The 12,369-nt window shown below is 36.0% G+C and carries 9 protein-coding genes; 5 read left to right on the top strand and 4 right to left on the bottom strand.

What is annotated here, in order from left to right; translation table 11 throughout:
* Positions 1–61 precede the first annotated feature (61 nt).
* The 4 genes from E9099_RS05760 to E9099_RS05745 form a co-directional block, all read right to left on the bottom strand.
* Positions 62–811, bottom strand: coding sequence for a hypothetical protein (locus E9099_RS05760; RefSeq protein ID WP_136582741.1), 750 nt, complete (start codon positions 809–811; stop codon positions 62–64).
* A 105-nt stretch (positions 812–916) separates the two neighbouring features.
* On the bottom strand, positions 917–1,141 hold the full coding sequence (locus tag E9099_RS05755; protein WP_240788959.1) for a hypothetical protein: 225 nt from the start codon (positions 1,139–1,141) through the stop codon (positions 917–919).
* 130 nt (positions 1,142–1,271) lie between these two features.
* Entirely contained in the window at positions 1,272–2,474 is a 1,203-nt protein-coding gene (locus tag E9099_RS05750) for a retropepsin-like aspartic protease (protein WP_136582740.1), read from the bottom strand.
* A 179-nt stretch (positions 2,475–2,653) separates the two neighbouring features.
* Complete coding sequence (locus E9099_RS05745) at positions 2,654–3,946, bottom strand: aminopeptidase P family protein (RefSeq protein WP_136582739.1); 1,293 nt, start codon at positions 3,944–3,946, stop codon at positions 2,654–2,656.
* 197 nt (positions 3,947–4,143) lie between these two features.
* Between E9099_RS05745 and E9099_RS05740 the strand changes: the two genes are divergently transcribed.
* From E9099_RS05740 to E9099_RS05720, 5 genes are all read left to right on the top strand, one after another.
* A complete protein-coding gene (locus E9099_RS05740) occupies positions 4,144–6,963 on the top strand; it encodes a glycosyl hydrolase (protein WP_410523972.1) in 2,820 nt (939 codons plus the stop codon).
* A 55-nt stretch (positions 6,964–7,018) separates the two neighbouring features.
* Positions 7,019–8,713 (top strand): alpha/beta hydrolase-fold protein, encoded by a 1,695-nt coding sequence (locus E9099_RS05735; RefSeq protein ID WP_136582737.1) that lies wholly within the window; start codon positions 7,019–7,021, stop codon positions 8,711–8,713.
* 107 nt (positions 8,714–8,820) lie between these two features.
* Entirely contained in the window at positions 8,821–9,507 is a 687-nt protein-coding gene (locus E9099_RS05730) for a succinate dehydrogenase cytochrome b subunit (RefSeq protein ID WP_101016260.1), read from the top strand.
* A 14-nt stretch (positions 9,508–9,521) separates the two neighbouring features.
* Entirely contained in the window at positions 9,522–11,534 is a 2,013-nt protein-coding gene (locus tag E9099_RS05725; protein WP_136582736.1) for a fumarate reductase/succinate dehydrogenase flavoprotein subunit, read from the top strand.
* A gap of 11 nt (positions 11,535–11,545) precedes the next feature.
* The gene (locus tag E9099_RS05720; protein ID WP_101016265.1) at positions 11,546–12,292 is read left to right on the top strand and encodes a succinate dehydrogenase/fumarate reductase iron-sulfur subunit; all 747 of its coding nucleotides are present in this window, start codon (positions 11,546–11,548) and stop codon (positions 12,290–12,292) included.
* Positions 12,293–12,369 lie beyond the last annotated feature (77 nt).

Raw genomic sequence — 12,369 nt, 5'->3', positions numbered from 1 at the left:
TAGCTCGCTTTTTTTGTTTAAAATAGATCGTTGTGATACAGTAATTGTAGTTTTTAGTTAATTACTGACATGTAATGTCGCTAAACGTATCAAGTGCAGTGGCTTCGTTTTGAGTATATACTGTAGGTTGAAACAATAAAAATTTGTCAATAGCATGCCCTTTTGAGCGTCCAGATAGCTCCATGGTGTAAGTGCCTGGCGTATCAAATTGAACATAAATATCGTGAGAATCGCTATCTGAAGTCTTAGCTTGCCATTTAAAATCTAAATCAGTACCACTTCTGTAGACTTTAAACCAACCATCAATGGATGAACCATTTGGATTTGGTGTTTTGCCAACACCTTTAGGGTAAACAATATGGTCTGTGCTTGATTGTAGTCCATAAAAGTCGCTGGCATCAGCAAATCGTAACCAAGTGTCATTAGCTTCTGTCGAGTTGGTGCCTTCTTTTACAGCAGAACGCCAGATAAATTGGTAAGTTCCTACGGTGTTAATTTGTAATTTATAAGTCGATAAATTACTACCAGGTGTGTTGTTTTGTGCTTCGTTAATTAGGTAACCTGTTCCTGTTGCGTTAGAGGTGTCATTAATTAACGCCCAAGTAGACGCAAAAACAGTATTTTCACACTCGACTAGAATTAAAGCATTTTGTTCGTTAAATATATAATTAGCCACATCCGGGCAGTTTGTGTTACTAGCTGGTTCGTTAGGAGGTATTGGGCTATCATCGGAATCTTTGGAGCAAGCTACCGAAGTAATGACTATAAAACAATACAGAAAGTAGTGTTGTATTTTTGAGGGTGTAAACATAATAATTTTGGTTTAATTTTGGTTTGAAAGTAATATTTGTAAAAATAGGATTAAAAAATGTTATTTTTTGATGCAATTAGAAGGGTATAATCTAATTGTTATTGTTTAGAATGTTAAAACAGAGGCCCAGTTTAAAACAAACAGCGTAATACAGGTTAATCCCGCACTGTATAATACAGCAGCTTCCCAATACGCTAATCTTGTGGCACCATGTTTCCATAGTTTTTTGCCATATTCTTTTTTGGCGTAGGCACTAGTTAGTGTCCAGAAAAGATATGTAAATACAAAGAAAATAAGAATGGCTATGATTACTATAGTTGATTTTTCCATGGGTCTAATTTTTAGTGTCGTCCTTAAATTTAAACTGAAGTGTTACGCTAATATATGCATTTTTTTATGTTTATTTATTACGGTTTATTACAGTGTTGAGGTGTAGATTAGTTTTGGCGATTACTTTTTTTTAAAGCAATGTCGTTTTTACTAATTCAAACGTTAATTCTTTTTTAGCTCTTAAAACGGTAATAGATAAGGTGTCTTCGTCAGTAGTTAAACCGTCACGATAGAAAGCGCAATAGTCTGCTTCTGTAATATTAGTATAATTTGAAGTATTGATACTGAGTATTTGATCGTCTTGCTTTAAAAATTGAGAAGCACTGGATGTTTCTATAATTGTGTTAACGTAAATAGCTTGATTGTCATAAAGTGTAGAAAAGCCATAGGTTTTATAAGTATCATGCCCTGCTTTGGTAATTTCTATCATCCGTATTCTTTTCTTGTTCCAGTTTAAGATCACTCTATAGTTTTTGAAGAAGGCTAAGCCTAAATTATTACCAGAGCCACTTTTTACATTGGCGTGTATATTATTAACAATGTGATTACCAATTTTTAATTCATCAATATTTACTTGATAAAATGGTTTACTCTCGGTACGACCAAAGCCACCAAATGCTTTTGTAGTTCCTTTTATATGCTTTGTTATTAGGTTGGCGTCTTTTTGTTTTTGAAAATAGTCGCCTCGCAATAGGTTATTGCCTGAATTTCCGAAATCGACCGTGTTATTCAGTACCTTTTGTCCGTTTATTTTTAAAGTAATAGAGGGAATTCCTGCGGTACCGATATATAATTTAGAATCTATAGTGTCTTCAGGGAGCTCTAATTGGCTTTCGTCAGTAACTATGGTTATTAGTTGTTTTTCAAAATCAAAATCCCAAACGGCTTTTCTCATTAAATTGGAACCGATTAGACCATCAATTTTGGTGCAACTTATTTCTGTTATTTTATTAAGGTCAACGATGCCTGCAATGGTGTTTTGAAAATCGACAGCGCCTATCTTTATATTTGCAATTCTTGTATATTCGGTGGCGTTTGCTGTGTCGTTTACATCCTTTATTTCTTCGGCACCAAGTACTTTGACAGCTAGTTTTTTAGCAAGTTCTTTGGTTATTATATTTGATGAGCCTGTGTCTAAAATAAAATGATAAGGAGTACCGTCCATTTGTACTTCTAAAACAATCCAACCATTAACGTAGGTAAACGGAATAGTTGTTTTGTAATTTTCTTGAAGCACATGGCCTTGTTTTAAAACTTTGTCTATGTTGGATCCTGCACAACCTGTTAGTAATACTAGTATTAAAATCGAATGGAATAGTTTGTTTAATGTCATGATTAGCGTGTCTTTTTAAATTTGTAGTGCGTAAACAGTCGTTACGCTCTGTTTTATAATAGACGCTAATTGTTTAGTAATGGTTGCCTGAGGTGTCGTTTATTTTAAGCTTATGATTTAAATTAGAACAAAAAAAGCGAGCTATTACGCTCGCTTTTCTGTTTGTATAATAGATAGTATTACTTATTCATTAAGCTCTCAATCTCTTCTACTTCAATAGGGATATTGCGCATTAAATTAAATGGTGCTCCAGATTTTTGGATTACCACATCGTCTTCTAGTCTAATACCAAAGCCTTCTGCAGGAATATAAATCCCTGGTTCTACTGTAAACACGTTATTGGCTTGCATTGGCTCGGTTAAAATACCGTAATCGTGCGTATCTAATCCCATATGGTGAGAGGTACCGTGCATAAAATATTTTTTATAAGCTGGCCAATCTGGATTTTCGTTAGCAACGTCTGCTTTGTCTAGTAAACCAAGACCTAGTAATTCGCTAGTCATTAATTTACCAACTTCAATATGGTAGTCTGCCCAAATGGTTCCAGGGACTAGTAGTTTGGTCGCTTCATTTTTCACTCTTAAAACCGCATTGTAAACGGCTTTTTGTCGGTCGTTAAATTTACCGGACACAGGAATAGTACGGGTCATGTCGCTGGCGTAATTAGCATATTCCGCTCCAGCGTCAATTAAAATTAAATCACCAGCCTTACAGTCTTGGTTATTCTCTATATAATGTAATACGTTGGCATTATTTCCAGAACCTACAATTGGTGTATACGCAAAACCTTTAGAACGGTTATTTAAAAACTCGTGCATAAATTCGGCTTCAATGTTATATTCCATAACACCAGGTTTTGTAAAACCTAAAACACGTCTAAAACCTTTTTCGGTAATATCACATGCTTTTTGGATTAGATCTAATTCTATTTGGTCTTTTACAGAGCGTAAACGTTGTAATATTGGATTACTTTTGGCAACACTATGCGCAGGATATTTGTCTTTTATCCATTTTGTAAAACGGTCTTCTCTGGTTTCCGTTTCTACATTAGCTCGGTAATGCTCGTTGGTATTGATGTAAACGGTTTCTGCTTGTGTCATCATTTCAAAAACGACTTTTTCTAAATCTTGTAACCAGTATACGGTTTTAATTCCGCTAGTCGCAAAAGCAGCGTCTTTGGTAAGTTTTTCACCTTCCCAAACGGCAATATGTGCGTTTGTTTCTTTTAAAAATAAGACTTCACGGTTTTTAGGATTTGGACAATCTGGAAAAAGCACTAAAATGCTTTCTTCTTGATCAACGCCACTTAAATAAAAGATATCTCTGTGTTGTTGGAAAGGTAGTGTGCTATCAGCGCTAATTGGGTAAATGTCATTTGAGTTAAAAAAGGCAATGCTTTTTGGTTTCATTTGAGCCGCAAAATTTTTACGATTTTTAACAAAAAGTGCTGCGTCTATTTGGTGGTATTTCATAAGAAAAATATGTTTTTTTATTGCCACAAATGGTACTGAAGTTTTTTCAGAAAAGTGGGCGTCTTATTAGGATTGAAATTCTACTTCAAAAATAAGAACTTTAAAATACATAACTTATAAAAGCGTCTTAAAATGTAGCGCCTTTTACTAATTAACTTTGTCCTTTTTACTTTTATCAGTATCTTCAAAACTTATAAATGACAACTATGAATTTTAGATTTATTTTATCTCTTTTTATTGTGTGTTCCGTTAGTGCGCAACAATCGTTATTAACAGAAAAAGCACAGTTACAAGCTAGCTCGATAGTCAAAAATATACCCTTTACAAACATAGGGCCAACCGTTATGAGTGGTCGTGTGGTGGATTTGGCGGTTAATCCTGATAATCCAACCGAGTTTTATGTGGGTTACGCATCAGGAGGGGTTTGGCATACCACAAATAACGGGACAACATTTGTGCCTATTTTAGATGGTGCTCAAACTCAAAATGTGGGAACGCTTGCTGTCGATTGGAATACTAGAACACTATGGGTTGGTACAGGAGAAAATAATGCTTCGCGATCGTCTTATGCTGGTGTTGGGATGCTTAAATCTAATGATAATGGTGATAATTGGGAGTTTGTTGGGTTGCCTAATTCGCAACATATTGGTCGTATTTTGATTAATCCTAATAATGTTAATGAGGTGATTGTTGGTGTAACTGGTGCGTTATATTCTAAATCGGAAGATCGTGGGGTTTACAAAACTAAAGATGGTGGAAAAACTTGGGTTAAAACATTATACATTGATGATTCAAGCGGAATAATAGATATGCAACAAGCGTCAAACGATTTTAATACCCTATTTGCAACGTCTTGGACTAAGGATAGAAAAGCGTGGAATTTTGATGGTAGCGGTAATAATTCTGCGATTTATAAAAGTACGGATGCAGGCGATACATGGGTAAAAGTGTCTACAGAAGCTAGTGGATTTCCTACAGGTAATGGTGTGGGGCGTATTGGATTGGCAGTTTACGATAATAATATTGTTTATGCAATACACGATAGTCAATTTAGGCGTCCGTCAAGCGGAAATAAAACCACGACAAGAGGATTGCAAAAAGATGATTTTAAAACCATGAGTGCTGCCGATTTTTTAAACCTTGAAGATAAAAAGCTAAATGGGTTTTTAAGAATGAATGGGTTTCAGGAAAAATATAGAGCGGCTAATGTCAAGCAAATGGTGCGTGGTGGTCATGTTAAACCAGCCGATTTGGCGCATTATTTAGAAGATGCCAATTCTATGTTGTTTGATACACCAGTGATTGGTGCTGAGGTTTATAAAAGTACAAACGGTGGACAAACTTGGGTAAAGACGCACGACGATTACCTAGATGATTTATATTATAGTTATGGGTATTATTTTGGGCACATACACGTGTCTCCAGTCGATCAAAATGCTATTTATGTGTATGGCGTGCCTATTTTAAAGTCTAAAGATGGTGGTAAAACATTTACCTCTATTAGTGCAGAAAATGTACATGCGGATCACCACGCCCTTTGGATTAATCCAAAAAATCCTGCGCATTTAGTGAATGGAAATGATGGTGGTGTTAATATTACTTATGATGATGGTGCTAATTGGATAAAAAATAACTCGCCGTCAGTAGGTCAGTTTTATGCCATTAATGTAGATAATCAAAAACCATATCAGGTCTATGGTGGTTTGCAAGATAATGGTGTTTGGGTTGGTCCGCATGACGCTAAAGAAGACAAAAGCTGGGAACAGAGTGGCGCGTATCCATGGAAAAGTATAATGGGTGGCGATGGCATGCAAATCGAGATTGATAATCGAAATACCGATATCGTGTATACGGGTTATCAGTTTGGGAATTATTTTAGATTGAATAGAGACACTGACGAGCAAACTTACATTCAACCAAAACATGAATTAGGTGAAAAGCCATACCGTTTTAATTGGCAAACCCCAATCCATTTGTCGCGTCATAATCAGGATATTTTATATTTAGGAGGTAACAAATTAATGCGTTCTTTAGATCAGGGTAATACTTGGACAGCCATAAGTGACGACTTAACACAAGGCGGAAAAGAAGGAAACGTGGCTTATGGTACCATAGCGACGATTAGCGAATCGCCGTTGGAGTTTGGATTGTTGTATGTGGGTAGTGATGATGGTTTAATCCATGTGAGTAAAAATCAAGGGGCTACTTGGGAGGTTATATCTTCTAATTTACCTAACGATTTATGGGTGACACGTGTGGTGGCTTCAAAACATAAAAAGGAACGTGTGTATGCGACTTTAAATGGGTGTCGATTTGATGACTTTGGGACTTATGTGTATAAGAGTGATGATTATGGTCAAACGTGGACGTCTATTAGTTCAAATATTCCAAAATCTCCAGTAAATGTTATTATTGAAGATCAGGTCAAAGAAAACATCTTGTATTTAGGAACGGATAATGGAGCATATGTTAGTTTTGATAATGGTGCCGCATGGAGTGCTTTTTCAAAGAACTTACCGGCAGTGGCTGTGCATGATATAAAAATGCAAGCGGATACTAACGATTTGTTGTTGGGGACGCACGGTAGAGGGATTTATAAAACCAATGTTTTACCTTTTCAACAATTTGACTCTGAAAAGGTTGTAAGTAGTCCAATGACTATTTTTGATTTGGATGCGATTAGGTATTATAAGCGTTGGGGAAATTCATGGAGTAAATGGATGGCGCCACTTGAGCCAAGTACGACTATTACATTGTTTAGTGCTACTTCTGGTGAAAAAGAGGTTAAAATATTGTCCGAGAATAATAAGGAGGTACAGCATTTTTCAGTAGCTATAGATAAAGGGTTTAATTTTATTGCTTACGATTTAACTATAAATGAAAACGGAAGAAAGGCTTTGATGAAAGAGAATACGGCTATCGATATCAATAAAGCTAAGAATGATAAATATTATATTCCTAAAGGGAAATACCTGGTTAAAATTGATGGTGATGTAAAGGAGTTTGAAGTAGAGTAATAACTAAAGTGTAACAATGGAAGATATTGTTGCTCTTTTATAGTAAACCTCTATTATGAAACCATTAGCTATTGTTATACTAGTTTTTTTTATAACTACAACAAGTTGTAAGAAACAGGTCGTTATTTCTGGAGAATCCTATACGGCAATGGTTGAAGCTGCTTATCAGTTGTCAGTTGATAAGGATTCATTACAACAGGTAGACGCTTTAGAAATGTATGAAAAGGCCTTTGCTAAGTTTCCTGATAGTATTACAGATTACTCTATTTATGAGGCAAGTGTTGTTGCGAGTGAGATTAAAGCGTTTGATAAGGCTTTTAGTTATCTTGAGCGCACCGCTAAATTGGTGGAAGATGAGATGGGATTTCCGGGTTGGGATTATATTTTAGGTGAGTATGCTGACGAGGATTACAAAAATCTAATGGAAGATAGTCGATGGATCGCGTTATATGAGACAGCCTTAAATGATAAGGAACAGTTTTTTGAAAGGTTGAAGGCAGAAGAGAAAGAGTTTTTTAACACCAGTAAAAATGAAGATTTAGCTGTTTTTGAGGGTGACGAGCTTTATCAGCATCTTAAAACGTCTAATAATTACTTGCCAAAGAAACAACAAGACTATTCTATTGCGCTAAAAATAAATGATACCGCTAGCACGTCTTATTTTGTGCATTTACCAAAATCATATACACCGAGTAAGAAATATGCAGTCTTGTTTTATTTACATGGCGCCTTACGGTATAACGAGTTGTCTGCGTTTGAAACAAAGCTTAATTTAATGTATGATAATAGTCGATATACTAAAAGAGCGGATGCTAACAATGTTATTTTGGTATTCCCTAAAGGCAATAAAGACTTTAATTGGATGCTTAAGGATGAGGGTTTTTTTATGGTGCCCGAAATTGTGAAGCAATTGAAATCGGCATTAAATATCGACGATAATAAAGTGTTTGTTTCGGGGCATTCTAATGGGGCGACGGGGTCTTTTTCTTACCTGATGAAACAGCCGACTGCTTTTGCTGGATTTTATGGGTTTAATACGTATCCCAAAGTATTTACAGGTGGTACTTTTATTAAAAATGTCCTATCGCGGTCTTTTATAAATTTTTCTACGGATCAAGATTACTATTATCCACCCAATGCAAATGATAGTCTCAATGTGCTAATGGCCGATTTAAAAGCCGATTATAAAGATTATCGTTATAATGGTTTTCCGCATTGGTTTCCCGCATTTGAAGACTCAGAGCCAGCCTACGATATTCTATTTGAAGATCTGTTGCAACGAAAAAGACAACCGTTTCCAAAAACTATTCAATGGGAGTTTGATGATAATGCTTATGGTAATCTCGATTGGATTAGCGATGCTAAATTAGACACGGCTACTGTTGAGAAAGCATGGCATAAAACAGCTAATTTTGATATTGTAAAGTGGTTAAAATTAGATAAAAACGATAGTGTGGTAACAGTGGATGTCCATCAGAAAGCCTTTGATTTTCCAAGAGCATCAGGTAAGATCGTGGCCAGTTTTGAAGATAATCAGTTTACTGTAAAAGTGTCCCGAATTGGTGCGTTTTCAATAAATATTTCGCCAGAAATGGTTGATTTAAATAGGTCTGTTAAGGTTGTTTTGAATGGGGAGTTGGTTTTTGATGAGGTGTTAACTTATGATAAGCAATTTATGTTGGAACAATGGCATGCTAACCTGGATCGAGCGCAGTTGTGGGTCAATCATATTCGTGTTAATGTCGAGTAAACACTAGTTACTTAAACCCATTCTAAATAGTATAAATAGGTTTTAAAATTTGTTAATATATCGCTTGTGGCTTATCTTTGTGAGACAAATAATTAACTTCAACTATAATGAGCGGAATTTTAAATTCTTCAATAGGAAGAAAGTTTGCGATGGCACTTTCGGCATTCTTTCTAATGTTTTTTTTACTTCAACATTTTTCAATAAACATACTTTCGGTATTTAGTCCAGAGACTTTTAACGAGGTGTCTCACTTTATGGGGACCTTTCCGTTAGTGCAATATGCATTACAACCCGTTTTGATTTTCGGAGTTGTGTTTCACTTTGTAATGGGATTTGTTTTAGAAATTAAAAACAACAAAGCAAGACAAATCAGTTATGCCAAAAACAATGGTGGTGCAAATTCTTCTTGGATGAGCAGAAACATGATTTGGAGCGGATTAGCTATTTTAGCATTCGTTTGTCTTCACTTTTACGATTTCTGGTTTCCAGAATTAAATACCAAATTTATTGTTGGTGATATGTCAGGTCTTGTAGATCCGAACAACGCAGATAGCGGGTTTAGATACTATGAAGAGCTACAACACAAATTTGTGGATCTATGGAGAGTCGTGCTTTACGTCGTTGCATTTGTCTTCTTAGCACTACACTTATTACACGGTTTTGATTCGGCTTTTCAGTCGGTGGGAGCAAATAACAAATACACAAAAGGATTAAAAAGATTTAGTAAAATTTATGCAATCGGGATTCCATTAGGATTCATTTTTATTGCAGTGTTTCACTTTTTAAACCACTAAAAAATATAGTTACTATGAGTTTAGATTCAAAAGTACCTCAAGGTCCAATTAAAGATAAGTGGACGGATTATAAAAATCATATCGACTTAGTAAACCCTGCTAACAAACGTAACATTGATGTTATTGTGGTTGGTACTGGATTAGCGGGTGGATCGGCTGCTGCAACTTTAGCAGAGCTAGGATATAATGTAAAAGCATTTTGCTTTCAAGATTCTCCAAGACGTGCGCATTCAATTGCAGCACAAGGAGGAATTAACGCAGCAAAAAATTACCAAGGTGATGGTGACTCAACTTACAGATTGTTTTATGATACTGTAAAAGGAGGAGATTACCGTTCTCGTGAAGCAAACGTGTATCGTTTGGCTGAGGTATCTGCAAATATAATTGACCAATGTGTTGCTCAAGGGGTTCCTTTTGCACGTGAGTATGGTGGATTATTGGATAACCGTTCGTTTGGTGGTGTATTAGTATCACGTACTTTTTACGCAGCTGGACAAACAGGACAACAATTATTATTAGGAGCGTATTCTGCTATGAACCGTCAAATTGGTCGTGGTAAAATCAAAATGTACAACCGTCACGAAATGTTAGACGTTGTTAAGGTTGATGGAAAAGCGCGTGGTATTATAACACGTAACTTAATTACTGGAGAAATTGAAAGACATTCAGCTCACGCTGTGGTTCTTGGAACTGGTGGTTATGGTAACGTTTTCTTCTTATCTACTAACGCGATGGGAAGTAATGTAACAGCAGCATGGAAAGCACACAAACGTGGGGCTTACTTTGCAAACCCTTGTTATACACAAATTCACCCAACATGTATTCCAGTTTCTGGAGATCATCAGTCTAAACTAACGTTAATGTCTGAGTCTTTACGTAATGATGGACGTATTTGGGTACCAAAACACATGAAAGATGTTGAGGCTATTAAAACTGGGACATTAAAACCTAGAGAATTAGCTGAAGAAGATAGAGATTACTACCTAGAGCGTCGTTATCCTGCATTCGGAAACTTAGTGCCTCGTGATGTTGCCTCTCGTGCAGCAAAAGAGCGTTGTGATGCTGGTTTTGGAGTGAATGCAACTGGAGAAGCTGTATTCTTAGATTTTGCTTCTGCAATTCAACGTTACGGTAAAGAAACTGCTCACGTTAAAGGTTTAGACGAAAATGATGCTGTTCTTGTTAAAAAGTTAGGACAAGAAGTTATCAAAAATAAATACGGAAACTTATTTCAAATGTATGAGAAGATCGTAGATCAAGATCCATACAACACACCAATGATGATTTATCCAGCGGTACACTACACAATGGGTGGTGTTTGGGTAGATTATAACTTAATGACAACCGTTCCTGGTTTATACTGTATTGGAGAGGCTAATTTCTCTGACCATGGTGCTAATAGACTTGGGGCTTCTGCTTTAATGCAAGGGTTAGCAGATGGTTATTTTGTATTACCATATACTATTGGTGACTACTTATCTAACGATATCCGTACGGGAGCAATTTCTACGGACACAAAAGAGTTTGAAGAGGCTGAAAAAGAAGTACGTGAGAAACTAGAGTTCTTCGTAACTAATAAAGGGTCTCATTCTGTAGATTATTTCCATAAGAAATTAGGGAAAATCATGTGGAACAAAGTAGGGATGTCTAGAAATGTAAAAGGATTAACAGAAGCTATTGCTGAAATCAAAGCATTAAGAGATCAATTCTGGAAAGAAGTTAAAGTGCCTGGAACTAATGAAGAGTTTAACGAAGAGCTTGCAAAAGCTGGTCGTGTAGCTGATTTCTTAGAGTTAGGAGAGTTATTTGCTAAAGATGCATTAAACAGAGAAGAATCTTGTGGAGGTCACTTTAGAGAGGATTCTGTGGAGTTAGACGGAGAGCAAAAAGGAGAAGCATTACGTAATGATAAAGATTTTGCATACGTGTCTGCTTGGGAGTACAAAGGAGAACCTAGTGATGCTGTTTTACATAAAGAGGAACTAGAGTTTAAGGATATCGAATTAAAACAAAGAAGTTATAAATAAGGAGAGCTATGATGAATTTAACACTTAAGATTTGGCGTCAAAAAAACGCAAGTGATAAAGGGAAAATGGTAGACTATAAAGTTACCGATATCTCACCAGATATGTCTTTCCTTGAAATGTTAGATGTTTTAAACGAACAACTAATTAATAACGATGAAGAACCCGTAGCCTTTGATCACGATTGTCGTGAGGGTATTTGCGGAATGTGTTCTTTATATATTAACGGAGAAGCTCATGGACCTGATCGTGGTGTAACAACCTGTCAGTTACACATGCGTATGTTTAAAGATGGCGATACAATTACTATCGAGCCATTTAGAGCAACAGCGTTTCCTGTAGTAAAAGATTTAGTAGTTGATAGAGGTGCTTTTGATCGTATCCAACATGCTGGAGGATTTATATCTGTAAACACATCTGGAAACACAATCGATGCTAATGCAATACCAGTAAACAAACATGATGCAGATGATGCTTTTTCAGCAGCAACGTGTATTGGTTGTGGGGCTTGTGTCGCCTCTTGTAAAAACTCGTCAGCAATGTTATTTGTTGGTGCTAAAGTTTCTCAATTTGCCTTATTACCACAAGGTAAAATTGAAGCTACAGATCGTGTGTTAAACATGGTTAAGCAAATGGATGAAGAAGGTTTTGGTAACTGTACCAATACTGGCGCTTGTGAAGTGGAATGTCCTAAAGGAATTTCTTTAGAGAATATTGCACGTATGAATCGTGAGTATTTATCTGCAAGTTTAAAAGGATAAAATAATCTTTTAAAATTATATTATAAATCCGAAGCTACTTAAGCTTCGGATTTTTTTTGTTTAAAAAACGGTGCTTC

The sequence above is a fragment of the Psychroserpens sp. NJDZ02 genome (assembly GCF_004843725.1).
Lineage (GTDB): Bacteria > Bacteroidota > Bacteroidia > Flavobacteriales > Flavobacteriaceae > Olleya.
This window is presented reverse-complemented; position numbering and strand designations above follow the sequence as displayed.